Here is a 24602-nt window from a genome sequence, read left to right as displayed (position 1 = left end):
ATACAGCCGCCGCCACTGTCCCACCGCGCCGGCATCGCCAATCTGGAAGTGGGTGGTGGCCTCCCGTGCGGACATGCCGTCCTGGCTCATCTTCTCCAGGACAGCCAGCTTGAACTGGAGATCGTAGGATCGGGCTTTGCGGTGAAACCCCTGTCGACCATGCAACCGGAAGGTCGCTGCCCACCGCCTCACCGTGGAGAACTCCAGACCATAGCGGCGAGCAACCGCCTTGACCGATGTGGAGGTCTTGCAGGCCTCTTTGGCCACCTGCAATTTGAAACGAACCTCATATCTATTCATATAACCCTCTGGGTTGGATCAGGTGTCCAACTCCAGGGGGTCACTTCACCATGGGGGCTTGGCCGCGGCTTGCTCGTGTGCGCTGTCCTGCGCACACGGCAAGACCGGGGTTGGGCGTCCTGCCCAACCCGCCCGAGGCATGCCTCGGGCCCATGCCGCGGACACCCCTGCCCAGCCCACCCGCCCGACCTCTGACAGTTTCCGTGTGCGTCCACCCACGGAAAAGAAAAAAGAAGAGCAAAAGCGGGTCGCGCGCTGCGCGCACTCGCTGCGGGGTCAGATCCGTTTTCCGCAGGAAAGCGGATCTGACCCCGTTCTTTCTCCATCCGACATCAGAAACCGCTCTTGCCTTCCGTTCCGTCACCGGGAACCTGTCGAGGCCAGGGCGGTGTGGGTGGGCGGGACCGCAGGCGCCATGGATGGCGCCTACGAGCCCCCATGGATGGGTTCACGGCGTGTCCCGCCCACCCACACCGCCCTGGCCCCACACAGACAACCCAGAGCCGACCATGCGGGCTGTTGCTGTTCGCTGTTGCCGTACGCCTCTGCCTGCCGCAGGCATCGCCACCCGATACAATGCCCGTCTGCCGTACACCGGCATCCTGTCCCCGAGCCAAAGAGTTGCCCATGTCCATCGTCCGCATGACCGACCTCGACCTCTCCGGCAAGCGCGTACTGATCCGCCAGGATCTGAACGTGCCGATCGAGAATGGCCGCATCACCTCCGAACAGCGCATCACCGCTTCGCTGCCGACGCTCAAGCGCGCGCTGGAGCAGGGTGCCGCCGTGATGGTCACCTCGCACCTGGGCCGCCCGAAGGAAGGCGTGTGGACCGAAGCCGACTCGCTGGCGCCGGTCGCTGCGCGCCTGTCCGAGCTGCTCGGCCGCGAGGTTCCGCTGGTGCGCGACTGGGTCGACGGCGTCGACGTGCAGCCGGGCCAGCTGGTGCTGCTGGAAAACTGCCGCATGAACGTCGGCGAGGGCAAGGATGACGAAGCCCTGTCCAAGCAGTACGCCGCGCTCTGCGACGTGTTCGTGATGGATGCCTTCGGTACCGCGCACCGCGCCCAGGCCTCCACCCACGGCGTCATCCGCTTCGCCCCGGTCGCCGCCGGTGGCCCGCTGCTGATGGCCGAGCTGGACGCGCTGGCCAAGGCGCTGGATGCACCGGCCAAGCCGCTGCTGGCCATCGTCGCCGGCAGCAAGGTCAGCACCAAGCTGGAACTGCTGGCCAACCTGGTCGGCAAGGTCGACCAGCTGATCGTCGGTGGCGGCATCGCCAACACCTTCATCGCCGCCGCCGGCTACAACGTGGGCAAGTCGCTGTACGAACCGGACCTGCTGGATACCGCGAAGAAGATCGTGGCCGATGCGCAGGCACGTGGCGCGGCCATTCCGCTGCCGGTGGACGTGGTCACCGCCAAGCAGTTCCTGCCCGATGCCGCCGCCGAAGTGAAGGCCGTCGACGCCGTGGCCGAGGATGACCTGATCCTGGACATCGGCCCGCAGACCGCCGCGCAGTACGCGCAGCTGATCGAGAAGGCCGGCACCGTGGTCTGGAACGGCCCGGTCGGCGTGTTCGAATTCGAAGCCTTCAGCAAGGGCACCGAAGCGCTGGCCCGTGCCATCGCCAGCTCCAGGGCGTTCTCCATCGCCGGTGGCGGTGACACCCTGGCGGCCGTCGACAAGTTCGATATCGCCGGTGATGTCAGCTACATCTCCACCGGTGGCGGCGCGTTCCTGGAATTCCTGGAAGGCAAGACCCTGCCGGCCGTGGCTGCGCTGGCCGCACGCGGCGCATGAGCGCCGATCTGCGTGCTGACGGAGAAGAGCGTGCAACGCTCTTCTTCGACATGGATGGCACCCTGATCGATTCGGAAGTGGGCATCACCACCTGCATTGCCTATGCGCTGCAGAAGATGGGCCAGCCGATGCCGCCGCAGGAAACCCTGCTGGGCTGGATCGGGCCGTCGCTGCGCACCACCTTCGGTCCGCTGTTCGGCGACGACGTGCGGGTGGAGGAGGCCGTGGCCTTCTACCGCGAGCGTTTCGACGCGGAAGGCTGGCGCGAGCACACGATCTACCCGGACATCGAAGCGACCGTGCGCGCGCTGCATGGCCGCGGCCACCGCCTGGCGGTGGTCACCGCCAAGAACGAGCCGCACGCGCGGCGCATCGTCGAGCATCTGCCGTTCGGCAGCCTGTTCGATGAGGTGATCGGTTCGACGCCGGACGGCTCGCGCAGCAGCAAGCCGCAGCTGGTCGGCGAGGCGCTGCAGCGCCTGCAGCTGCAACCGGCGCAGTGCTGGATGATCGGCGACCGCCGCATGGACATCGAAGGCGCGCGCCACCATGGCCTGCGCAACGTGGGCGTGCTGTGGGGCTTCGGCGGCGAAGCCGAGCTGACCGAGGCCGGTGCCGGCCACCTGGCCCGCGAACCGGCGCAGTTGCTGGCCCTGCTGGCCTGACCGATGCCGGGGTCGGATCCCTTTCCCGCGGAAAGGGCTCCGGCCCCGTTGTTGCCATGCACGGCGGGCCCCGCACACCTGCCGGCCAGCCTATGTCCGGAACATGTCCGTTCGATGTCCCGCAGAGTCAGGCGCCCCAAGGCTGTAACCGTATACATGGGGCGTGAAGGATGTGCTAATTTCCCACCTTTAACGGGAGAGGCCCATTCACCATGTTCGAGCGTCAGCGTCGCACCAAGATCCTAGCCACCCTCGGTCCGGCGACCGACCCGCCGGGCGTGCTGGAGGATCTGTTCCGCGCAGGCGTGAACGTGGTTCGCCTCAATTTCAGCCACGGTGATCCGTCCGGCCAGGCCAAGCGCGCCGCCGACGTCCGTGCCGCCGCAGCCCGCGTGGGCGTGGAAGTGGGCATCCTGGCCGACCTGCCGGGCCCGAAGATCCGCATCGAGCGCTTCGCCGAAGGCAAGGTGTACCTGAAGGCCGGTGACCGCTTCGACCTGATCGCCAGCGACAACGCCGGCCCGGGCGATGCCAGCCAGGTGGGCGTGAGCTACCTCGGCCTGCCGCAGGACGTGGGCCCGGGCGATGTCCTGCTGCTCGACGATGGCCTGATGCAGCTGCAGGTGGTTGAAGTGCAGGGCGAGCGTATCATCAACACCGTGCTCAACGATGGCGCGCTGTCCGACCGCAAGGGCCTGAACAAGCAGGGCGGCGGCCTGTCGCTGGGCGCGCTGACCGAGCGCGACAAGGAACTGATCGGCATCGTCGCCAAGATCGGCGTCGACTTCATCGCCGTGTCCTTCTGCCGCAACGCGCAGGACATGAACGATGCCCGCGAGATCGCCGAATCGCACGGCTGCTACGCCGCGCTGGTGTCGAAGATCGAGCGCACCGAAGCCATCGAGAACCTGGAAGAGATCGTCGAAGCCAGTGACGTGGTGATGGTGGCCCGTGGCGACCTCGGCGTGGAAATCGGCGATGCCGAACTGCCGGGCCTGCAGAAGAAGATCATCAAGGCCTCGCTGGCGCAGAACAAGGTCGTCATCACCGCCACGCAGATGTTGCAGTCGATGGTGGAAAGCCCGATCCCGACCCGCGCCGAAGTGCTGGACGTGGCCAACTCGGTCATCGACGGTACCGACGCGGTGATGCTGTCGGCCGAAACCGCCGCCGGTGCCTACCCGGTGAAGGCGGTCGAAGCGATGGCCCGCATCTGCCTGGGTGCCGAGCGCCAGTTCCAGACCGAGACCGACTTCAACGCCTCGCCGCGCAACCTGGAACGTGCCGACCAGGCCATCGCCATGGCCACCATGTTCCTGTCGCAGCACGTGGGCGTGCGCGCCATCGTCGCGATGACCGAATCCGGTGGCACCGCCCGTTACCTGTCGCGTTTCCGCGCCAAGGCACCGGTGTTCGCGGTCACCCGCCATGACGGCGCCCGCCGCCAGATGGCGCTGATGCGCGATGTGTACCCGATCAACTTCGACAGCCGTGGCCTGACCCCGCGCGAAGCCGCACGCGGCAGCATCCGCCTGCTGGTGGAATCGGACCTGCTGCAGGCCGGTGACCGCGTCGTGTTCACCAGTGGCGAGCACATGGAAACCCATGGCGCCACCAATACGCTGCGCCTGCTGGAAGTGGGCCAGGACGGTCGCGCCAGCGGCCTGGGCGATCTGTAAGCCCTGACGGTATCGGGTCGGCGCTGCCGATCCGGGGTCAGAGCCCCTTCGGGGATCGGACCCCGCGCCGACCTGGGGTCGGATCCCCGCAGGGGCTCCGACCCCATCGCGCAGGACATCCTTTGTCCTGCGCAGACATGGAAGCGTTTCCATCCTGTCCTCCACGGCGAGGCAACGGGCAGCGGGGCTATACTTACGTTTTTCCCGCACCCGCCACAGGAAATACATGAGCATCGAACAGCTGGCTGAAACCGCCCAGGCCATGGTCGCCCCGGGCAAGGGCATCATCGCGATCGACGAATCCACCGCTACCATCGCCAAGCGTTTCGCCGGCGTCGGTATCGAGAACACCGAGGAGAACCGTCGTGCCTACCGCGAGCTGCTGCTGACCACGCCGAAGCTCAATGAGCACATTTCCGGCGCCATCCTGTACGACGAAACCATCCGCCAGTCGACCAAGGACGGCGTGCCGTTCGCCAAGTACATGGCCGACCACGGCATGATTCCGGGCATCAAGGTGGACAAGGGTGCACACCCGCTGGCCGGCTGCCCGGGCGAGCTGGTCACCGAAGGCCTCGACGGCCTGCGTGAGCGCCTGCAGGAGTACTACAAGCTGGGTGCGCGCTTCGCCAAGTGGCGTGCGGTCATCAACATCGGCGACAACACCCCGTCGGGCACCTGCATCGAGTCCAACGCCCACGCGCTGGCCCGCTATGCCGCCCTGTGCCAGGAATGCGGCCTGGTGCCGATGGTCGAGCCGGAAGTGATCATGGACGGCGACCACGACATCGAGACCTGCTACGAAGTCACCGAAGCCACCCTGCGTTCGCTGTTCGACGCGCTGTACCAGCAGAACGTGCTGCTGGAAGGCACCATCCTGAAGGCCTCGATGGTCATCTCCGGCAAGGGCTGCGATGAGCAGGCCGACGCCGAGGAAGTGGCCGAATCGACCGTGATGTGCCTGAAGAGCACCGTGCCGGCGATCCTGCCGGGCGTGGTGTTCCTGTCTGGTGGCCAGACCGACGAGCAGTCGACCGAGCACCTGAACGCGATGAACCAGCTGGGCAACCTGCCGTGGCCGCTGAGCTTCTCCTACGGCCGCGCCATGCAGCAGGCCGCGCTGAAGCTGTGGGCCAAGGACATGAAGGGCAACTACGCCGCTGCCCAGAAGACCGTGTACGAGCGCGCCAAGGACAACGGTCTGGCTGCGCTGGGCAAGTGGAACGGCTGAGCCGCCCGCTTCCCCGCATGAGGTAATACCGCAGACGCCGGCATCATGCCGGCGTCTGCTTTTGTGGGTATCGTTGCTGCTTCCGCGCGCAGGGCCTGTGCGTGCGGGATGTCCGCCAGGGCCAAGGAGAGTTCAATGCGTACCACCGCGATCGCGCTGGCCATCGCCACGGTGCTGTCCGTGGCAGGCTGCAGCCGCATCGGCCAGCCTGCGCCGACGCCCAAGGCGCCGGTCCTGCAGTTCGACAAGCCCGTGTCCGGCGAGATCACCTCGCGCAGCGGCATGAATTTCAACGATGGCAGCCACTACCAGCTTTACCAGATCACCGTGCAGGACAAGCAGCGCGTCGGCATCACGCTGACCGGCACCGTCCGCGGTGCGATGACCGTCTTCCACGACGGCAAGGTGGTGGCCCGCAGCCGCACCCACTACGAGGGCAGTGACGTTGCCGTCGCGTTCCGTGCCGAGGGCGGCGGCAGCTACCAGGTGGCGGTGAACGCCAATGCGCCGGAAACCTATGGTCCGTTCCGGCTGCGCGCGGAAGTGCTGAAGCCCCATGACGGCTCGCCGATCATCAACGCGGGCCATGTGTCCGACCTGCTGCTGGAGTCGTCGCAGGCGTACACGCTGCAGGTGGACACGGCCGGCCTCTACACCATCGACCTGCGTTCGGACGTGTTCGACACCCTGCTGGCGCTGGAGGGCGAGGGCCAGGATGCCGAGAACGACGATGGCGGCGAAGGCAGCGATTCGCGCCTCAGCCTGCTGCTGCAGCCGGGCCGCTACACGCTCAACGTCAGCAGCCTGGATGAGGAGGAGAACGGCGCGTTCACCCTGGATGTCCAGCGCAGCAACGCGCCGGCCGCGATGGTCGAGCAGGACGGCACGACACTTCCAGCGTCGGGCAGCGTGTTCACCACGCTTGATGGCGAAGGCCGCCGGCGTTTCCTGCTGCGCCTGGACGCGCCGAAGCAGGTGCAGTTGGATGCGGTGTCCAGCCAGGTCGATACCGTGCTGCACCTGGTTGGCGGCGATATCGACATCGAGGACGATGACGGCGGCAACGGCACGGACGCGCGCCTGCAGGAGACGTTGCCGGCCGGCCACTACACGGTGGACGTGTCCAGCGTGGAGGGCGATTCCGGCCTGGTGGAGCTGCGCATCCAGTAGATCCACGCCATGCGTGGATGGCCTTTCATCCAACTGCGCTGCCGCACCTCAATGCGCGGCGACGTACCCGGCATCACCCAGCGGCGGCAGCGGCAGGATGCGTTCGGCCTCCACCGCCTGGCCGGCCGCACTCAGCGCCTGCTGGTAGGCCTTCGCCGTGGCGGTATTGAACGCCACCAGCACGATGCGCATCGGCTGCGCATGGCTGCGCTGCCACGCCAGCGTTTCGGTCACCGCCACCTGCGCGGCCTGGTACAGCGGGTAGCCGTAGACGCCGCAGCTGATGGCCGGGAACGCGATTGACTGCACGCCCAGCGATTCGGCCAGCTGCAGCGATTTCCAGTAGCAGTTGGCCAGCAGGGCGGGTTCGTCGCGTTGGCCGTCATGCCAGACCGGGCCGACCGTATGCAGCACGTGCCGCGCGGGCAATGCATAGGCGTCGGTGGCACGCACTTCACCGGTCGGGCAGCGCACACCCGGGCGCAGTTCCGGCAGGCGCTCGCACTCGGCCAGCAAACCTGGGCCAGCCGCACGGTGGATGGCACCGTCCACACCGCCCCCGCCGAGCAGGGTTTCGTTGGCCGCGTTGACGATCGCATCCACCGCCAGGGTCGTGATGTCGCCCTGCCACACTTCGATCTTCATGCGTCCGTCTCCTGCCTGTTGTTGTTGCGCGCCGTGCCCGCGCTGGCTGCACCCACCGTAGTGGAGAGGGCATCCATGCTGCGTCATGACCGTCTCACGCGCTGCGATTACGGCCTTCACGCACGATGGGGGCAATAACCTTCACGCAGGCTGAAGTGGTAGCGCCGGGCCATGCCCGGCGGAAAAAGAAAACGCCGGGCATGGCCCGGCGCTACCGTGGGTTGACGACCCCGTGCCGCTTACGGCAGGCCGGCCAGCCAGTCGTCGTCGGAACCTTCGTTCACATCGGCGAACAGCGGCGTGGAGAAATAGCGTTCACCGGTGTCGGGCAGCATCGCCAGGATCACCGCGCCCGGTTCGGCGCGGGCAGCTACGTCCAGCGCGCTGGCGAGCGTCGCGCCGGCGGAGATGCCGACGAAGATGCCTTCCTCCGCCGCCAGGCGGCGCGCGGTGGCGATGGCGCGGTCGTCCTCGACGGTGAGCAGTTCATCGACCACGTCGCGGTTGAGCACGTCCGGCACGAAATCCGGGGTCCAGCCCTGGATCTTGTGCGGCTTCCAGTCATCGCCCTTCAGCAGGGCGGCGCCGGCCGGTTCGGTTGCCACGATGCGGGTCTGCGGGCGGGCGACCTTCAGCACTTCGCCGACGCCGGTGAGGGTGCCGCCGGTACCCCAGCCGCTGACAAAGTAGTCCAGGCGCTTGCCGGCGAAGTCGCGCAGGATCTCCGCCGCCGTGGTGTTGCGGTGATAGGCGGGGTTGGCTGGGTTGGCGAACTGGCTGGCCAGGAACCAGCCATGCTCTTCGGCCAGCTCGCGCGCCCTGCGCACCATGCCGCTGCCGCGTTCGGCGGCCGGGGTCAGGATGACCTTGGCGCCATAGGCGCGCATCAGCTTGCGGCGCTCCACCGAGAAGGTCTCGACCATGGTGGCGACGAATTTGTAGCCGCGCGCGGCGGCGACCATCGCCAGGGCCACGCCGGTGTTGCCCGAAGTAGCCTCCACGATCGTGTCGCCGGGCTTGAGCAGGCCGCGTTCCTCGGCGTCGAGGATGATGGCCAGCGCCAGGCGGTCCTTCACCGAGCCGCCCGGGTTGAACGACTCGACCTTGGCGTACACGGTGACGCCCTGCGGGGCCAGGCGCTGCAGTTTGACGATGGGGGTGTTGCCGATGGTGTCGAGAATGGAGTCGTACAGGGCCATGGAAGCGCTCCGGAAGCGGGCCGCGCCGGGGGCCGGCGGGCGGAAGGGGGAGGCTGGCCGTTCAGGCCAGCGGCTGCCGGCTGACCGTAGCGCCGGCTTATGACGCCCGGAAATGACCAGATACCTTTCTTAAACAACGTTTGGTTATAAGCTGGTGATGGCAATAGACCCTAGAGTGGACCTCCGCCCCCCGCGCCCCCGCCCGCCATGACGCTTACCCAGCTGCGCTACCTGGTCGCCATCGCCGACGCCGAGATGAACATCACGCTCGCGGCCTCGCGCGTGCACGCCACCCAGCCTGGCTTGTCCAAGCAGCTCAAGCAGCTGGAGGACGAGCTGGGCTTCCTGCTGTTCGTGCGCAAGGGGCGCAGCCTGGAATCGGTCACCCCGGCCGGTACCGAAGTGATTTCCCGCGCCCGCGCGGTGCTGGCCGAGGCCAACAACATCCGCACCTATGCCGCCAACCAGCGGCGCGAGAGCCAGGGCCAGCTGATCCTGACCACCACCCATACCCAGGCGCGCTTCGTGCTGCCGCCGGCGGTGGCGGCGATCAAACAGGCCTACCCGCAGGTGAGCGTGCACCTGCAGCAGGCCGGTGAGGCCGATGCGCTGGACCGCCTGAACCAGGGTGATGCCGATATCGCGATCATCAGCACGGCCGGTGGCGAGCCGACCGATGGCATCGCCGTGCCGCTGTTCCGCTGGCGCCGGCTGGTGGTGGTGCCCAAGGGCCACCCGCTGGACCGTGCCGGCCGCGCGCCGGACCTGGCCGCGCTGTCCCGCCAGCCGCTGATCAGCTACGAATCCTCCACCCGCCCCAATTCCTCGCTGCAGCGCGCGTTTGCGGCCAACGGGCTGGTGCCGGACCTGGCGCTGACGGCGCTGGATGCGGACCTGATCAAGACCTATGTGCGCACCGGCCTCGGCGTCGGCCTGCTGGCCGAGATGGCCGTGAGTGCCAACGACGAAGACCTGCGCGCGTGGCCGGCACCGGAGCCGATCACCGAGTGCATTGCGTGGGCGGTGCTGCCGCGTGACCGGGTGCTGCGCGATTACGCGCTGGAGCTGGTGCATGTGCTGGCACCGCAGATTGATCCGCGCGACCTGCGGCGGGTGCTGGATGGCAACCAGGCGGCAGCGTGGCCGGTGCCGCCGACGTGGGAGTCGCTGACCCAGACCATCACGGTCTGAGGGGTGGGTTTTCGGCAGGGCTTGCAGCCCTGCACCTGCCGGTAGTGCCGGCCGCTGGCCGGCAACCTCAAGAGCAACAGCGGGCATTCCGTGGGATGGCGGGGCACTGTGGGTTTGCGGGGACGCCGTAAACCCATCCATGGGGGCTTGGTCGCCGCATCCATGCGGCTCACACCCCGCAAACCCACAGTGCCCCGCCTTCGACAGTTGGCCGGCGGCTGTTGGAACCTGCTGCTGCTGGTGGGTGCCGACCGTTGGTCGGCACAACTGTCAGATATCGAAATTCTTCTGGGGTCAGAGCTCGGCCAGTAGATCCACGCCATGCGTGGATGAAATCTGTCAGATATCGAATGAATTCATCCGTGCCGACCAACGGTCGGCACCCACCATCAGCAGCAGGTTCCGACAGATCGCAGGAAACTGTCGAAGGCGGGGTGGGTCCGGTTGAGGGGGCGTGAGCCGCATGGATGCGGCGACCGAGCTTACATGGACGTACTTGCAGCGTCCCCCTCAACCGGACCCACCCCGCCATCCCACGGAATGCCGGCTTTTGAAGTTGACGTTGCCTTGGCTCGAAGCAGGTGCAGGGCTGCAAGCCCTGCCAGGACAAAAAAACAGGGCCGGACCCCGCCAGGGCCGACCCCCGCCTGGCGCCCTCTGCCAAGCAGCCTCGACTGTACGATGACAACGCACGACAAAGTGCGGCCGGATACATCCCGACATACGCCGACATTGCGCCCCCGAGCCTTGCATGGAACGGGTTCACGGCGCCACCGCAGCGCCGGTTCCACGCCGGTAAACGCTTGGCACATACCGCTTTCGCAGGCGCTTGCCTACACTCGGCGGCCATGCAACAACCAGGACCTTTCATGTTGGCTCGTATTGCTTCGACCCTGGCCCTTGGCCTCAGCCTGGCCGTCCTGGCCGGGTGCGCAGGCAAACAGGAGGCCGCCGCGCGTCGGCAGGGCGAAGCCGTGCCGGTCACCGCGCAGGTCGTGCAGCCCTCGCAGTGGAACGACACCCTGCAGGCGCTGGGCACGGCCAAGGCCCGTGAATCCATCAGCGTCACCGCCAAGGTCAGCGAGATCGTCGACCGCGTGCACTTCGAAAGCGGCCAGCAGGTCGCCGCCGGTGCGCCCATCGTGACCCTGCGCGGGCAGGCCCAGGAGGCGGCGCTGGTGCAGGCGCAGGCGACCTTCCACGAAGCCGACCAGCTGTACAAGCGGCAGCGCGAGCTGGCCACCCAGCGTCTGGTCTCCAGCGCCACCCTCGATACCCAGAAGTCGATCCGCGACGCCGCCGAAGCGCGCGTGGCGCAGATGCAGGCGGATATCGGTGACCGTCGCGTGCGTGCACCGTTCGCCGGCGTGCTGGGCATCCGCCAGGTCAGCCCGGGCACGCTGCTGACCCCGACCACCGTCATCGCCACCCTCGATGACATCGAGCGCATGCATGTCGATTTCCAGGTGCCCGAAGTGGAAATGGCCGCGCTCTCCAACGGCGACAAGGTCAGCGCGACCAGCGTCGCCTGGCCGGGCCGCACCTTCGAAGGCGAAGTGACCACCATCGATGCACGCGTCGATCCGGCCACGCGTGCGGTGACCGTGCGTGCCGACTTCGCCAACGCCGACCACGCGCTGCGCCCGGGCATGCTGCTGGACGTGCGCCTGTTCCGCCCCGAGCGCCCGGCGCTGGTGGTGCCGGAAATCGCCGTGGTGCAGGTTGGCCGCGATACCTTCATCTACCGCATCAAGGCCGACGACACCGTCGAACGCGTTGATGTGACCACCGGCGCGCGTCGTGCCGGCGTGGTCGAGATCCGCCAGGGCCTGCAGGGCGGCGAGCGCATCGTCGTCGACGGCACGGGCAAGCTGCGCGCCGGCCTGAAGGTCGCCGCCACCGACGCCGCGCCGGCCAACGGCACCGCACCGGCCAAGGCGCCGGCCGCGGCACCGGCCGAGGGCAACGGCGGATGAAACTGTCGGACATTTCCATCCAGCGGCCGGTGTTCGCCGTGGTGATGAGCCTGCTGCTGGTGGTGCTGGGCATCATGTCCTTCACCCGCCTGACCCTGCGTGAGCTGCCGGCCATCGATCCGCCCATCGTCTCGGTGTCGGTGGACTACACCGGTGCTTCGGCGGCGGTCATCGAAAGCCGCGTCACCCAGGTGCTGGAAGATGCGCTGGCCGGCATCGAGGGCATCGACACGATCAACGCGCGCAGCAGCAACGGCCGCTCGCAGGTCAGCATCGAATTCACCTCCAACCGCGATATCGAAGCGGCCGCCAACGATGTGCGCGACGCCGTCAGCCGCGTGGCCGACCGCATGCCCGAAGAAGCGCGGCCGCCGGAAATCGCCAAGGTCGAGAGCGATGCCGACCCGATCATCTGGTTCAACATGTCCTCCACCACGATGGACACGCTGGAACTGAGCGACTACGCCGACCGCTACGTGGTCGACCGCTTCTCCAGCCTGGACGGTGTGGCGCAGGTGCGCATCGGTGGCCGCCAGCGCTATGCCATGCGCATCTGGCTGGACCGCGACCAGCTGGCCGCACGTGGGCTGACCACCGGCGATGTGGAGACCGCGCTGCGCAACGAAAACGTGGAACTGCCGGCCGGCCGCATCGAATCGGCCGACCGCGATTTCACCCTGCGCGTGGAGCGCAACTACATCAAGCCCGAAGACTTCGCGACCATTCCGCTGGGCAAGGGCCGCGACGGTTACGTGGTGCGCATGGGCGATGTGGCGAAGATCGAGCTGGCCTCGGCCGAACGCCGCGCGTACTTCCGCAGCAACGGCGAACCGGGCATCGGCCTGGGCATCGTCAAGACCTCCACCGCCAACTCGCTGGACGTGGCACGCACCGCGCGCGCTGAGGCCGAGCGCGTGGCCAAGACATTGCCGGAAGGCACGCAGATCTTCGTCACCTTCGACAACACCACCTTCATCGAAGCGGCCGTGGACCGCGTCTACGCCACCCTGGTGGAGGCGATGCTGCTGGTGCTGGCGGTCATCTGGCTGTTCCTGGGCAGTTTCCGCGCCGCGTTGATTCCCGCCGTCACCGTGCCGGTGTGCCTGGTGGCCGCGTTCATTGCGCTGTACGCCTTCGATTTCTCCATCAACCTGCTCACCCTGCTGGCGCTGGTGCTGTGCATCGGCCTGGTGGTGGACGATGCGATCGTGGTGGTGGAAAACGTGCAGCGCCGCATCGACCTGGGCGAACCGCCGCTGGTGGCGTCCAAGCGCGGCACCACGCAGGTGGCCTTCGCGGTCATCGCCACCACCGCCGTGCTGGTGGCGGTGTTCCTGCCGGTGGGGTTCCTGGAAGGCAACACCGGGCGCCTGTTCCGCGAACTGGCCGTCGCGCTGGCCGCGGCGGTGGCGTTGTCCGCGTTCGTGGCCCTGACGCTGACGCCGATGATGGCCTCCAAGCTGCTCAAGCCGCACACCGGGCAGGCCCCGCGCGGCCTGCATGGCTTCGTCAACCGCCGCCTGGAAGGCCTGGCGGGTGCGTATGGCCGCGTGCTGGAACGCCATGTCGACCGCACCTGGATCTACCTGCTGGTGATGCTGGCCGCACTGGCCGCCACCTGGGGGCTGATGAAGATCCTGCCGTCCGAACTGGCACCGGCCGAAGACCGTGGCTCGTTCCAGATCATGATCGACGGCCCCGAGGGCGCCGGCTACGACTACACCGTGCAGCAGGTGCAGCAGGTCGAAGCGCTGTTGGCCCCGCACGTGGGCCCGGACAAGCCGATCGTGCGCGCCAACCCGCGCGTACCCGGCGGCTGGGGTGCCAGCGAGGAAATGCATACCGGCCGCGTCAGCGTGTTCCTGCAGCCGTGGCGGCAGCGCACCGACAGCACGCCGGACGTGGCCAATGAACTGCAGCAGGAACTGAACACCCTGCGCGGCGTGCGTGTGCGCACACAGGTGGGTGGCGGCCTGGTGCGCAGTGGCGGCCAGCCGTTCCAGATCGTGCTGGGCGGCCCGGCCTACCCGGAAATCGCCCAGTGGCGCGACCGCGTGCTGCTGCGCATGGCCGACAACCCCGGCCTGGTCGGCGCCGATTCGGACTACAAGGAAACCCGCCCGCAGATGCGCGTGAACATCGACCGCCAGCGTGCGGCCGACCTCGGCGTGCCGGTCACCGCCATTGGCTCCGCGCTGGAAACCATGATGGGTTCGCGCCGCGTCACCACCTTCGTCGACAACGGCGAGGAGTACGACGTGCTGGTGCAGGCCGGCCGCGATGGCCGCGCCAGCCCCGCCGACCTGGCCGCCATCCGCGTGCGCGCCACGTCCGGCGAACTGGTGCCGCTATCCAACCTGGTCACCCTCAGCGAAGTGGCCGAGGCCGGCACCCTGAACCGCTTCAACCGCCTGCGCTCGATCACCATCAGTGCGGGTCTGGCGCCGGGCTATCCGCTGGGCGAGGCCATCGCCTGGGCGCAGCAGGTTACCCGCGAGGAGTTGCCGCAGTACGCGCAGATCAACTGGAAGGGCGAGTCGCGCGAGTTCCAGAGCGCGGGCGGCGCGGTGCTGCTGACCTTTGCCATGGCCCTGCTGGTGGTCTACCTGGTGCTGGCCGCGCAGTTCGAAAGCTTCATCCACCCGCTCACCATCATGCTGACCGTGCCGCTGGGCGTGCTCGGCGCGCTGGTTGGCCTGTGGGTGAGTGGCGGCACGGTGAACCTGTTCAGCCAGATCGGCATCGTGATGCTGGTCGGCCTGGCGGCCAAGAACGGCATCCTGATCGTCGAGTTCGCCAACCAGCTGCGCGATGACGGGCGCACCGTGCGCGCGGCCATCATCGAATCGGCCGTGGTCCGCCTGCGCCCGATCCTGATGACCTCGATCGCCACCGTGGTCGGCGCCATCCCGCTGGTGGTGGCCGGCGGCCCGGGTTCGGCCAGCCGCGGCACCATCGGCATCGTGATCATCTTCGGCGTCACCCTGTCCACGTTCCTGTCGCTGTTCGTGGTGCCGGCGTTCTACGCACGCCTGGCTCCGTACACCCGTTCGCCGGAAGCAGTGAAGCGCGAACTGGAGAAGCAGGAAGCCGAATCGCCTTCGGTCGGCGGCCATGCCTGACCGGCATGCAAGTGGGGTCGGATCCCTTTCCCAAGGGGAAAGGGCTCTGACCCCCAGCCTGCAGGGCCAGGGCTTCACCCTGCGCCCCTGGCACCCCGACGACCTCGAATCGCTGCTGCACCACGCCAACGACCCCGCTGTCTCGCGCGGCCTGCGTGACCGCTTCCCGTACCCGTACACCCGCGAGGACGGCGAGGCCTTCCTGGCCGGCCGCGTACTCGCTCCCGGCACCCTCAACCTGACCATCGAGATCGACGGTCACGCCTGCGGCAGCATCGGCGCGCAGCCAGGCACGGCCGAGCGCGGGCATACCGCCGAACTGGGCTACTGGCTGGGCCAGGCGCAGTGGGGGCAGGGCGTGATGACCCGCGTCGTGGCCCTGTTCGCTCCCTGGGTGATGGACGAGCTGCGCCTGTTCAGGCTGCAGGCCGAGGTGCTGGACTTCAACGAAGGCTCGGCCCGCGTGCTGCTGGCCAATGGCTTCGCCGAAGAGGGCACGGCCCGCTGCGCCGTCTACAAGCGCGGCGCCCTGCACGACCTGCGTCGCTTCGCGCGGGTACGCACACAGCTGCCATGCCCGGCGGAGAACATGCCCCGCATCTGGCGCTACCGCAGCGACCTTCGATCAGGGAGAATCGGTTCCGTCCCTTCCAGCCGACGGGACGTCCTCACAACCCGCCGACTGGAGAGAGCGCGCGTGGAAGCAACCGTACATTTCATCAACAGCATCATCTGGAGCAAGGCACTCATCGTGGTGTGCCTCGGCGCCGGCCTGTATTTCAGCCTGCGCACCCGCTTCATGCAGATCCGCGGCTTTTTCGAGATGTGCCGCCTCACCGTGCAGGGCGAGAAATCCGACGCCGGCGTGTCTTCCTTCCAGGCCCTGGCCATGTCGATGGCCGGCCGCATGGGCATCGGCAACATCGCCGGCGTGGCCACCGCCATCGCCTTCGGCGGCCCGGGCGCCATCTTCTGGATGTGGGTGATGGGCTTCCTCGGCGCGTCCACCTCGTACGTGGAATGCACCCTGGCGCAGATCTACAAGACCAAGGATGCCGAAGGCCGCTACCGCGGTGGCCCGGCGTACTACATCGAAAAGGCCATGGGCCTGAAGTGGTATGCGCTGGCCTTCGCCATCGCCACGATCATCGCCGCCGGTTTCCTGATGCCGGGCGTGCAGGCCAATGCCATCGCTGACAGCGTCATCAACGCCTGCCGCGGCACCGCCGTGTGCGGCCCGCTGGACGGCCAGATGCTGGGCATGAGCTCGGTCGAAGCGCTGAAGCTGGGCATCGGCATCGCCGTGGCCCTGCTGCTGGGCGTGGTCATCTTCGGTGGCGTCAAGCGCATCGCCAACTTCGCCGAAGTGGTGGTGCCGTTCATGGCGGCCGCCTTCATCCTGATGGCCATCGTCATCATGATCATCAACTACGACCGCGTGCCGGAAATGTTCGGCATCATCTTCGACAGCGCGTTCGGTACCCATGCTGCGTTCGGCGCGATGATGGGCCTGGCAGTGGAGTGGGGCATCAAGCGCGGCATCTACGCCAACGAAGCCGGCCAGGGCTCGGGCCCGCACGCGGCTGCGGCGTCGGAGGTCTCGCACCCGGCCAAGCAGGGTTACGTGCAGGCGTTCGCCATCTACTTCGACACCATGATGGTGTGCACCGCCACCGCGTTCCTGATCCTGGCCAGCGGCACCTACAACGTGTACTCGCCTGCGGGCGCCAGTGCGCCTCCGATTTTCCAGGGCCTGGCCGGTATTCCGGAGGGCGCCGGCTATGCGCAGGCGGGTGTGGAAGCGGTGCTGCCAGGCTGGGGCGCGGCGTTCGTCTCGATCGCCATCTTCTTCTTCGCCTTCACCACCATCATGGCCTATTACTACATGGCCGAAACCAACCTGACCTACGTCAACCACAACAAGAAGCGCCCGCTGACCGTGCTGGTGCTGCGCCTGGGCATCATCGCCATGGTCGTGTTCGGCGCATTCCATAATGCGACCCTGGCCTGGGCGCTGGGTGATATCGGCGTGGGCCTGATGGCCTGGCTGAACATCATCGCCATCCTCATCATCCAGAAGCCGGCCATGTTGGCGCTGCGCGACTACGAACGACAGAAGAAGCTGGGCCTGGATCCGACGTTCGACCCTGATGCCCTGGGCATCAAGAACGCGGACTTCTGGCGCCAGCGCAAGCAGGAGAGTGTGTAAGTGAACAACCCTTGGAACAACCGCCGTCCGTCCGCCCGTCCGCCGCGCGCAACGCCGTTGCCGCGCGCGGAGGTGCCGGCTACCGGCGGTGGCGGTGGCGGCCGCGGCGGCAACGATGAGCTGCGCCTTTTCGGCCTGAATGCCGTGCTGGCCGCCTTCGAAGCGCGCCCGCAGGCGCTGCGCAAGCTGTACCTGCTGGAGGCGCGCATTCCGCGCCTGCAGCCCTTGCTGAAGTGGTGCGTGGCCAACCGCGTGGGCTACCGCGTGGTGGAAGACGGCGACCTGAACAAGCTGGCCGGCACCACCCACCATGAAGGCGTGGTGGCCGATGTGGTGCGCGCCCCGGTGCTGCCGCTGGCGCAGTGGCTGCAGCAGGTGGGCGAAGGCCCGGCACTGGCGCTGTGGCTGGATGGCGTGGGCAACCCGCACAACCTGGGCGCGATCCTGCGTTCGGCCGCGCACTTTGGCGCGAAGGCGCTGCTGCTGCCGGCCGGCAGCACGCTGGCCCTGTCCGGTGCCGCCGCGCGCGTGGCCGAAGGTGGTGCCGAGGCGCTGCCGCTGGTGCAGCTGCCCGATGACGCGACCGCCATGGCGCAGCTGCGTGCGGCGGGCTTCGGCCTGGCTGCGACCCTGGTCGAGGGTGGCCAGGACGTGTTCCGTGCCGAGCTGCCGGCACGCCTGGTTTACGTGATGGGCGCCGAGAGCGAGGGCATGGACCGCGCGCTGGCCAGCCAGTGCGACCAGCAGGTGTCCATCCCCGGCAGCGGCGCGGTGGAAAGCCTGAACGTCGCCTCCGCCACGGCGGTGCTGCTGGCACAGTGGGCCAGCCGCCGCAGCTGAGTGCCCGGATCGGGGTCAGAGCCCTCGCCACAGGCGAGGGATCCGACCCCCCAGCAGTTGAGCCCCCGGACCGGGGTCAGATCCCTCGCCAAGGGCGAGGGCTCTGACCCCATGCAGTTGCTAAGCATGCTTTGCAATCCGCAACGCCTGCTGGTTATTTGAAACTTTCCTTATTGGTCCGCCATTTCCGGCGACGCAGGGTGGAACTCCATCCCTCGTTGTAACCGGAGTGGCTGTCATGTCCCACCTGCAACGCACCCTGTCCGTCTCCCTGCTGCTGGCCTGTGCAGCCAGTACCAGCGCCCGTGCTGATGCCAGCGAGCACAGCCTGGAAAACGTAAATTTCATGGGGCCGCTGATCACCCCCAATCCCGCCGGCCTGCCGCAGGGCCGCTGGTTCCTCGAACCCTACCTGGTCCGCGTCGACAGCAACGCGCGCTACGATGCTGACGGCGAGCGCCAGCGCAGCGCGCAGGACAGCGGTGCATGGGCCGTGGTCATGCCGGTGATGTACGGCTTCAGCGACCGCCTGATGGGCCAGGTCAACCTCAGCGCCTCGCGCGCCGAATCCGGCAGCGGGCAAAGCGGCGGATTCCGTGCCGGTGATACCACCGCCCGCCTGCAGTACCTGCTGCAGGCGCCGAATGCCGATGGCACCCGGCCCGCGGTGTCGCTGGCGCTCACGCAGCGCTTCAGCACCGGCAGCCACGACCGCATCAGCGGCAATCCGCTGGATGCACAGGGCGATGGTGTGCAGCGCACCAGCCTGGCGCTGGGCGTGCAGCAGGTGGTGTGGATGCCGAACGGACGACCACTGCGCTGGCGCGGGCAGCTGATGGCTGGGCCTGCGCCCGCGCGAACGGCACTGTCCGGCGCCAGCATCTACGGCACCGGAGCGGGCTTCCAGGGCCACATCGCGCGAGGCTCGGTGATGGGGTTTTCGGTGGCCGGCGAGTACAGCTTCAACGACCGCTGGGTGGGGGTGATGGAAGTCGCCGCCAGCCGCGAAACCGGCCAGCGCCTGATCGGCTTCATGCCCACCGCCGACGGCAGCGGACGTCATGTCAATGAACTGCGCCCGGCCAGCCGCTCGCTGACCCTGGCGCCGGCGGTCGAGTACCACTTCAGTCCGTCGCTGGGCCTGATCGCCGGCGTCGAGTACACCGTGGCCGGCCGCAACACCGGACACATCGTCAGCCCCCAGGTCGCCCTGGGCGTGTTCTTCTGAGGGGCTGGCACATGATGAGCATCGAATCGATCGTCAACGTCCTGCTGGGCATCATCTGGAGCCCGTGGCTGGTCGTGCTCTGCCTGCTCGCCGGTCTGTATTTCAGCGTGCGCACGCGCTTCATCCAGCTGCGCGCGCTGCCGGACATGCTGCGGCTGATGTTCCGCCATGAGCGCTCTGCGGCAGGCGTCTCACCGTTCCAGGCGTTGTCGTTGTCCCTGTCCAGCCGGGTCGGTGTCGGCAACATCGCCGGTGTCGCCATGGCCATCGCATTCGGTGGCCCGGGCGCGATTTTCTGGATGTGGATCGTCGCCTTCCTCGGTGCCTCCAGCGCCTTCATCGAATCCACGCTGGCGCAGATCTACAAGGAGCGCGATGCCAGCGGCCAGTACCGTGGCGGCCCGGCGTACTACATCGAAAAAGGCTTGGGCCAGCGCTGGTATGCGGTGCTGTTCGCGCTGGTCACCGTGCTGGCCGGGGCGATGCTGGCGGGCACGCAGTCCAACGCCATCACCAGCGCGGTGAACGAGGCCTGGGGCATCCCGGTGGTGGGCACTACGGCGGTGCTGCTGGTCATCCTGGCGGCCGTGCTGTACGGCGGCGTGCGCCGCATCGCGCGGGTGGCCGAGTGGGTGGTGCCGATCATGGCCTTGGCCTATCTGCTGGTCGCGGCCGTGGTCATGGTCATCAACATGGACAAGGTCCCCGAGGTCTTCGCGCTGGTGCTGCGCAGCGCGTTCGGGGTGGACGCCGCGTTCGGCGCGATGATCGGTACCGCCATCCAATGGGGCGTGCGTCGCGGCGTGCTGTCCAACGAGGCGGGCATGGGCAGTGGCGCGCATCCGGCTGCGGCGGCGGAAGTCTCGCACCCGGTCAAGCAGGGCCTGGTGCAGTCGTTCTCGGTCTACATCGACACCATGGTGGTGTGCAGCGCAACGGCGTTCCTGATCCTGTCGACCGGGCTGTACAACGTCTACGACCCGGCGGTGAACGGTGTGCCCGACGAGGCGCGCCTGCTGCTGGCCAACCTGCCGGGTGTCGAGGCCGGTCCTCGCTTCGTGCAGCATGCGGTGGAATCGGCGCTGCCGGGCTTCGGCAAGTCGTTCGTCGCGCTGGCGATCCTGCCGTTCGCGTTCACCACGATCCTGGCGCTGTATTACATGGCCGAAACCAACGTCAGCTACCTGTGCCGCGATCGTCCCGGACGCGTGACCGTCACCGGTTTCCAGCTGCTGTTCCTGGCCGCCACCGGCTATTCGGCGGTCAACACCGCAACGGTGGCCTGGGCACTGGGCGATATCGGCGTGGGCATGATGAGCTGGTTGAACATCATCGCGATCCTGCTGCTGCAACGGCCCGCACTGGCAGCACTGCGCGACTACGAGCAGCAGAAGCGCAGGCAGCGTGACCCCTTGTTCAACCCGCAGGCCATCGGCGTGCGCAACACACGGGTCTGGGAGAGCTGAACGAAAGCGGGGTCAGAGCCCTCGCCCAAGGCGAGGGGTCTGACCCCGTGACTTCACCGCGACCGGGGTCGGATCCCTCGCGCATGCGAGGGCTCTGACCCCAACCACATCACCGCATCACTCGTTCGGCGGCGTGGTCGCCTTGGCTTCACTGCCGAAGCTGCCATCGGCCTCGGCCGCCAGGTAGGCGAACACGGTGTAGGCGGCCACGTTCTGCGCAAGCGCCTTCGGGTCGATCTTGTCCAGGGTGTCGTCAGCAGTGTGGTGCAGGTCGAAGTAGTCCGAGCCGTCCTGCGCCAGCCATGCCCACGCGCCGCCCTTGGCGGCCAGCGGGCCGACGTCCGGGCCCGGGCCGCCCTTGTCGGCCATGTACTCGATGCCCAGCGGCTTCATCACTTCAGCAATCTGCGCGGTGGCTTCGCGCGAACCTTCCGGGTTCGGCGATCCGGTGTTGAAGGCGTAGATGCGGCCGGCACCGAAATCGCTCTCGGCGGCCAGCTGATGCCGCGCCACGTCCTTGGCATGGGCTTCGGCGTAGGCCTTGCCGCCGTAGAGGCCCTGTTCCTCGTTGGCGAAGGCGACCACGCGGATGGTGCGCTTGGGCGCCTGCTTGAGCTGGCCGATCAGGTGGCCAGCGGCCATGGTGATGCCCACGCCCGCGCCGTCATCGATGGCGCCGGTGCCCAGGTCCCAGGAATCGAGGTGACCACCGATCACCACCACTTCCTTCGGCAGGCTGCGCCCGGTGATTTCACCGATGACGTTGTAGGAGGTGGCGGTGCCATCCCAGCCGCAGTCCAGGGTCACCTTCACGGTGGTGCTGCCGCGCGCCACCAGGCGCGCCAGCTGGTCGGCATCGGGCACCGACAAGGCAGCCGACGGCACCGGGGTCAGGCCGTCGTCGTAACGGGTGATGCCGGTGTGCGGCACGCGGTGCGAATCGGTGCCGGCCGAGCGCATCAGGAAGCCGACCGCACCCTTGCGGATCGCCTCGGACGGGCCCTTGCTGCGGATCGCGCCGCCACGGCCGTAATCACGGCCATCGCGGAACGGCAGCATCTGGTAGTCGACGAAGGCGATCTTGCCCTTCAGCGAGCCCTCCGGTGCAGCCTGCAGCGCGGCGAGGTCGGCAAAGCGCACGACTTCGGCTTCGACGCTGCCGCCGGGGCTGCCGCCCAGCGCGGTGATCTGCAGCGGCTGCTGGTGCTTGCCGGTCACGGCGGCGTGTTCACTGCGGCGTTCCCACTTGGGGAAGGTCACCGGTTCCTTCCACACCTTGTCGAAGCCGAGTGCCTTGAACTTGGCTTCGGCCCAGGCCACGGCGCGGGCATCGGCTTCGCCGCCAGCGATGCGCGGGCCGATCTCGGTGGTCAGCGATTCCACCACCTTCCAGCCGGTGTCATCGGCCAGTGCCTGGTCGCGCAGCTGGGCGGCCGTGGCCAGCGAGGCCGGGGGCAGGGTGGTGGTGCGCGGCGCCGCAAAGGCCGGCGCGGCCAGCAGGGCGAGGGAGGATGCGATGGCAAGGACGCGGCGACGCATGGACAGCTCCGGGAAGGGAATCAGCCTTGGAGCTTAACAGTCGTTCAGTGCCGCGCATGGGTGGGAGGTCACGGTGGCGGCGAACGCTGTTTTCCGGCCATGACCGGCAAAGCGAAAACCCCGCCGGGGCGGGGCTTTCATGCAATCACGGTAGTGCCGGCCGCTGGCCGGCTCCCCGCACGTTCCGAGGTTGCCGGCCAGCGGCCGGCACTACCGGTGGAACGCCTTACTTCTTCAGGCTGTCGCGGATCTCGCGCAGCAGCACCACTTCTTCCTTCGGTGCGGCGGGGGCGGCGTCCTTCTTGCGCGACAGGCGGTTGATCACCTTGATCACCATGAAGATGGCGAAGGCCACGATGATGAACTGCACCAGCGTGTTGAGGAAATCACCGTAGCCGATCACCACGGCCGGAATCTCCTTGCCATCCGGTCCGATACTGGCGGCCGACAACGTCCAGGCCAGATCGGAGAAATCCACCTTGCCGATCAGCATGCCCAGCGGCGGCATGATGATCTTCTCCACCAGCGCGGTGACGATCTTGCCGAAGGCCGCGCCAATGACCACGCCGACGGCGAGGTCGATGACGTTGCCACGCATCGCGAATTCCTTGAACTCGGTGAGCATTCCCATTCTTGTTCTTCTCCTGAGGGCGAGGGTTCGGGCGCAGGTTAACGCAGCCGATGTCAGCCTGCGATGACGCCGTGGCGTTCGGCCACGTTTTCCAGTCGTGCACTGAAACGGTCGCCCGGCTTCAATGCGGCCACGCCCGACGGCGTGCCCATGAACACCAGGTCGCCGGCGCGCAGCTGCCACAGCTTGGACAGCTCATGCAGGATTTCCGGCACGTTCCAGATCATCTGATCGAGCAGCGACTGCTGGCGCACCTCGCCGTTCACTTCCAGCGACAGGTTCAACGCGGCCAGGTCGCCCACTTCGCCGGCATGCACGATCTCGCTGATCGGCGCGGAGGCATCGAAGCCCTTGGCCGAATCCCACGGGTGGCCCTTTTCCTTGGCGGCGGCCTGCAGGTCGCGGCGGGTCAGGTCCAGGCCCACGGCATAGCCATAGATCAGCGCGTCGGCATCAGCTACGGCCAGTTCGCCGGCCGGCGCATCAACGCCGATGGCCACTACCAGCTCCACTTCGTGGTGCAGGTTGCTGGTCGCGGGCGGGTAGGGGATCACATCGTCGTGGCCGACCACGATGGCATCGGCCGGCTTGCAGAAGAACATCGGGCGGCCGCGGTCATCGGCGGCCGGCACCGCAGCGCCCATCTCACGCGCATGGTCGGCGAAGTTGCGGCCGACGCAGTAGATGCGGTGGACCGGGAACGTGCCACCACCGACCACCGGCACGCGCGGCACGACGGGGGCGGGGATGACATCGGAAACTACGGCAGTGGACATGCGGGGGTTCCAGTAGGAAGGCCCCTGCAGTCTAGAACGGTGTGGCGCCCACGTCAGCGGGCGGCCGCATCAGCGCGACATCGGCAAAGCTGACTTGCGCACCACGCGGTATTCGCCTTCGACGACGTTGGCATCGGCCGCACGGCGTGCGCCGACGGTCTTGCGCGAGGCCAGCAGCTTCCACGCCAGGCCGATCAGGATCATCGCCGCACCCACGAACACGCCGATGAACACCATCGCTGCCAGGATCGCCAGGCCGAGCAGGCCCACGGCAACGCGCACCAGCGGGTGGCGCGGCTTGCGCGGCGCGAACAGGGTGCGGAACTGGTTGAAGGCGGAAGCGCGAGTAAACATGGCGGCTCGATAGGGCTGGGATCAGCGAAACCAGAGTATCGGGATGCGCCACTGTCATTGAGTGAAAAACTCGTTAAATATAGCCTTTGCTTATTACGGATCAATGACTTGTATTCATGTCGCAGCCAGTCATATGAGCGGGCATGCGACAATCCTGTTTTCCGTAAGAGCCTCCCGCCATGACTGCCGCCGCTGCCCTGATCGCCCTTGATGCCCTTGCCGATGGGGCGTTTGCCGAGGTCGAAGCGGTGGTCGAAGGCGATGCCGAATCGCTGGTGCTGTACCGCGACGGCGCGCAGGTGCGCGCGTTCCTGAACATCTGTCCGCACGCCGGCCGCCGCCTGGACTGGGCACCGGGCCAGTTCCTCAAGAGCCGCGAAGGCCACCTGGTGTGTGCCGCCCACGGCGCCTCGTTCGCCCTGGACAGCGGCGATTGCATCGCCGGCCCCTGCAAGGGCGACCGCCTGCGCGCGGTGCCGGTCGACATCCGCGACGGCCAGGTCTACCTGGCCTGAGGCGAGGCTCAGGTAGGTGCGGACCGTTGGTCCGCACGAGGCTTCTCTGCAACAGAGCGTGCG

General features: G+C 67.6%; 20 protein-coding genes and 1 pseudogene. 14 read left to right on the top strand and 7 right to left on the bottom strand.

All coding sequences use genetic code 11. The features are described 5' to 3' along the window. Positions 1-300: helix-turn-helix domain-containing protein (locus C1925_RS16460; protein ID WP_216821979.1), on the bottom strand; the 300-nt coding region annotated here is incomplete at its 3' end. A gap of 627 nt (positions 301-927) precedes the next feature. Here C1925_RS16460 and C1925_RS16455 point away from each other — a divergent pair. The 5 genes from C1925_RS16455 (at position 928) to C1925_RS16435 (ending at position 6848) form a co-directional block, all read left to right on the top strand. Then, positions 928-2103: a phosphoglycerate kinase gene (locus C1925_RS16455; protein WP_108769825.1), complete on the top strand. Its 1176-nt coding sequence runs from the start codon at positions 928-930 to the stop codon at positions 2101-2103. After that, positions 2100-2768 carry an HAD hydrolase-like protein gene (locus C1925_RS16450; protein WP_108769824.1) on the top strand — a complete coding sequence of 223 codons (669 nt, stop codon included), beginning with the start codon at positions 2100-2102 and terminating at the stop codon, positions 2766-2768. The genes C1925_RS16455 and C1925_RS16450 overlap by 4 nt, the downstream gene beginning before the upstream one ends. 212 nt (positions 2769-2980) lie before the next feature. Next, positions 2981-4447 (top strand): pyruvate kinase, encoded by a 1467-nt coding sequence (gene pyk / locus C1925_RS16445; RefSeq protein ID WP_108769823.1) that lies wholly within the window; start codon positions 2981-2983, stop codon positions 4445-4447. 226 nt (positions 4448-4673) lie between these two features. Then, a complete protein-coding gene (locus C1925_RS16440; protein WP_108769822.1) occupies positions 4674-5678 on the top strand; it encodes a class I fructose-bisphosphate aldolase in 1005 nt (334 codons plus the stop codon). 135 nt (positions 5679-5813) lie between these two features. Then, positions 5814-6848 (top strand): ABC transporter substrate-binding protein, encoded by a 1035-nt coding sequence (locus tag C1925_RS16435; protein WP_108769821.1) that lies wholly within the window; start codon positions 5814-5816, stop codon positions 6846-6848. 48 nt (positions 6849-6896) lie between these two features. Here C1925_RS16435 and C1925_RS16430 read toward each other — a convergent pair whose 3' ends face one another. Continuing rightward, positions 6897-7493 carry an O-acetyl-ADP-ribose deacetylase gene (locus C1925_RS16430; RefSeq protein WP_108769820.1) on the bottom strand — a complete coding sequence of 199 codons (597 nt, stop codon included), beginning with the start codon at positions 7491-7493 and terminating at the stop codon, positions 6897-6899. 239 nt (positions 7494-7732) lie between these two features. Beyond that, entirely contained in the window at positions 7733-8692 is a 960-nt protein-coding gene (cysK, locus tag C1925_RS16425) for a cysteine synthase A (protein WP_108769819.1), read from the bottom strand. 207 nt (positions 8693-8899) lie between these two features. On the opposite strand from cysK, the gene C1925_RS16420 reads away from it, so the two are divergent. The 8 genes and pseudogenes from C1925_RS16420 (at position 8900) to C1925_RS16390 (ending at position 20724) form a co-directional block, all read left to right on the top strand. Then, positions 8900-9883, top strand: coding sequence for a LysR family transcriptional regulator (locus tag C1925_RS16420; RefSeq protein WP_108769818.1), 984 nt, complete (start codon positions 8900-8902; stop codon positions 9881-9883). Between the two features lie 869 nt (positions 9884-10752). Further along, the gene (locus C1925_RS16415; RefSeq protein WP_108769817.1) at positions 10753-11859 is read left to right on the top strand and encodes an efflux RND transporter periplasmic adaptor subunit; all 1107 of its coding nucleotides are present in this window, start codon (positions 10753-10755) and stop codon (positions 11857-11859) included. Beyond that, positions 11856-14981 carry an efflux RND transporter permease subunit gene (locus C1925_RS16410; RefSeq protein ID WP_108769816.1) on the top strand — a complete coding sequence of 1042 codons (3126 nt, stop codon included), beginning with the start codon at positions 11856-11858 and terminating at the stop codon, positions 14979-14981. Before C1925_RS16415 ends, C1925_RS16410 begins: the two co-directional genes overlap by 4 nt. Continuing rightward, positions 14974-15453: pseudogene (locus C1925_RS21155) on the top strand (GNAT family N-acetyltransferase); the annotation flags it as partial. The gene C1925_RS16410 and the pseudogene C1925_RS21155, both read left to right, overlap by 8 nt. Before the next feature lie 225 nt (positions 15454-15678). Then, positions 15679-17190, top strand: coding sequence for an alanine/glycine:cation symporter family protein (locus C1925_RS16405; protein ID WP_174213554.1), 1512 nt, complete (start codon positions 15679-15681; stop codon positions 17188-17190). A gap of 57 nt (positions 17191-17247) precedes the next feature. After that, positions 17248-18030 carry a TrmH family RNA methyltransferase gene (locus C1925_RS16400; protein ID WP_234456183.1) on the top strand — a complete coding sequence of 261 codons (783 nt, stop codon included), beginning with the start codon at positions 17248-17250 and terminating at the stop codon, positions 18028-18030. A gap of 238 nt (positions 18031-18268) precedes the next feature. Continuing rightward, the gene (locus tag C1925_RS16395; protein ID WP_108769813.1) at positions 18269-19258 is read left to right on the top strand and encodes a hypothetical protein; all 990 of its coding nucleotides are present in this window, start codon (positions 18269-18271) and stop codon (positions 19256-19258) included. A 14-nt stretch (positions 19259-19272) separates the two neighbouring features. Then, positions 19273-20724, top strand: a complete 1452-nt coding sequence (locus C1925_RS16390; protein ID WP_108769812.1) for an alanine/glycine:cation symporter family protein — start codon at positions 19273-19275, stop codon at positions 20722-20724. Between the two features lie 117 nt (positions 20725-20841). Here the strand turns inward: C1925_RS16390 and C1925_RS16385 are convergent, their stop codons facing one another. The 4 genes from C1925_RS16385 to C1925_RS16370 form a co-directional block, all read right to left on the bottom strand. After that, entirely contained in the window at positions 20842-22263 is a 1422-nt protein-coding gene (locus C1925_RS16385; protein WP_108769811.1) for a M28 family peptidase, read from the bottom strand. A gap of 226 nt (positions 22264-22489) precedes the next feature. Beyond that, entirely contained in the window at positions 22490-22894 is a 405-nt protein-coding gene (mscL, locus tag C1925_RS16380) for a large-conductance mechanosensitive channel protein MscL (RefSeq protein ID WP_079222971.1), read from the bottom strand. A gap of 53 nt (positions 22895-22947) precedes the next feature. After that, positions 22948-23670, bottom strand: coding sequence for a fumarylacetoacetate hydrolase family protein (locus C1925_RS16375; RefSeq protein ID WP_108769810.1), 723 nt, complete (start codon positions 23668-23670; stop codon positions 22948-22950). A gap of 69 nt (positions 23671-23739) precedes the next feature. Further along, positions 23740-24024 carry a hypothetical protein gene (locus tag C1925_RS16370; RefSeq protein ID WP_108769809.1) on the bottom strand — a complete coding sequence of 95 codons (285 nt, stop codon included), beginning with the start codon at positions 24022-24024 and terminating at the stop codon, positions 23740-23742. 179 nt (positions 24025-24203) lie between these two features. Between C1925_RS16370 and C1925_RS16365 the strand changes: the two genes are divergently transcribed. Next, on the top strand, positions 24204-24539 hold the full coding sequence (locus C1925_RS16365; protein ID WP_079222968.1) for a Rieske (2Fe-2S) protein: 336 nt from the start codon (positions 24204-24206) through the stop codon (positions 24537-24539). Positions 24540-24602: the final 63 nt, after the last annotated feature.

Origin of the sequence: Stenotrophomonas sp. SAU14A_NAIMI4_5 (assembly GCF_003086795.1) — a bacterium.
Lineage (GTDB): Bacteria > Pseudomonadota > Gammaproteobacteria > Xanthomonadales > Xanthomonadaceae > Stenotrophomonas.
This window is presented reverse-complemented; position numbering and strand designations above follow the sequence as displayed.

Bases quoted from the DNA above. Each gene is read 5' to 3' on its own strand.
- C1925_RS16365 (WP_079222968.1), top strand. From the start codon at position 24,204: ATGACTGCCGCCGCTGCCCTGATCGCCCTTGATGCCCTTGCCGATGGG.
- C1925_RS16455 (WP_108769825.1), top strand. From the start codon at position 928: ATGTCCATCGTCCGCATGACCGACCTCGACCTCTCCGGCAAGCGCGTA.
- C1925_RS16385 (WP_108769811.1), bottom strand. From the start codon at position 22,263: ATGCGTCGCCGCGTCCTTGCCATCGCATCCTCCCTCGCCCTGCTGGCC.
- C1925_RS16370 (WP_108769809.1), bottom strand. From the start codon at position 24,024: ATGTTTACTCGCGCTTCCGCCTTCAACCAGTTCCGCACCCTGTTCGCG.
- C1925_RS16395 (WP_108769813.1), top strand. From the start codon at position 18,269: ATGTCCCACCTGCAACGCACCCTGTCCGTCTCCCTGCTGCTGGCCTGT.
- cysK (WP_108769819.1), bottom strand. From the start codon at position 8,692: ATGGCCCTGTACGACTCCATTCTCGACACCATCGGCAACACCCCCATC.
- C1925_RS16440 (WP_108769822.1), top strand. From the start codon at position 4,674: ATGAGCATCGAACAGCTGGCTGAAACCGCCCAGGCCATGGTCGCCCCG.
- C1925_RS16450 (WP_108769824.1), top strand. From the start codon at position 2,100: ATGAGCGCCGATCTGCGTGCTGACGGAGAAGAGCGTGCAACGCTCTTC.
- C1925_RS16410 (WP_108769816.1), top strand. From the start codon at position 11,856: ATGAAACTGTCGGACATTTCCATCCAGCGGCCGGTGTTCGCCGTGGTG.
- C1925_RS16415 (WP_108769817.1), top strand. From the start codon at position 10,753: ATGTTGGCTCGTATTGCTTCGACCCTGGCCCTTGGCCTCAGCCTGGCC.
- C1925_RS16435 (WP_108769821.1), top strand. From the start codon at position 5,814: ATGCGTACCACCGCGATCGCGCTGGCCATCGCCACGGTGCTGTCCGTG.
- pyk (WP_108769823.1), top strand. From the start codon at position 2,981: ATGTTCGAGCGTCAGCGTCGCACCAAGATCCTAGCCACCCTCGGTCCG.
- C1925_RS16420 (WP_108769818.1), top strand. From the start codon at position 8,900: ATGACGCTTACCCAGCTGCGCTACCTGGTCGCCATCGCCGACGCCGAG.
- mscL (WP_079222971.1), bottom strand. From the start codon at position 22,894: ATGGGAATGCTCACCGAGTTCAAGGAATTCGCGATGCGTGGCAACGTC.
- C1925_RS16375 (WP_108769810.1), bottom strand. From the start codon at position 23,670: ATGTCCACTGCCGTAGTTTCCGATGTCATCCCCGCCCCCGTCGTGCCG.
- C1925_RS16390 (WP_108769812.1), top strand. From the start codon at position 19,273: ATGAGCATCGAATCGATCGTCAACGTCCTGCTGGGCATCATCTGGAGC.
- C1925_RS16430 (WP_108769820.1), bottom strand. From the start codon at position 7,493: ATGAAGATCGAAGTGTGGCAGGGCGACATCACGACCCTGGCGGTGGAT.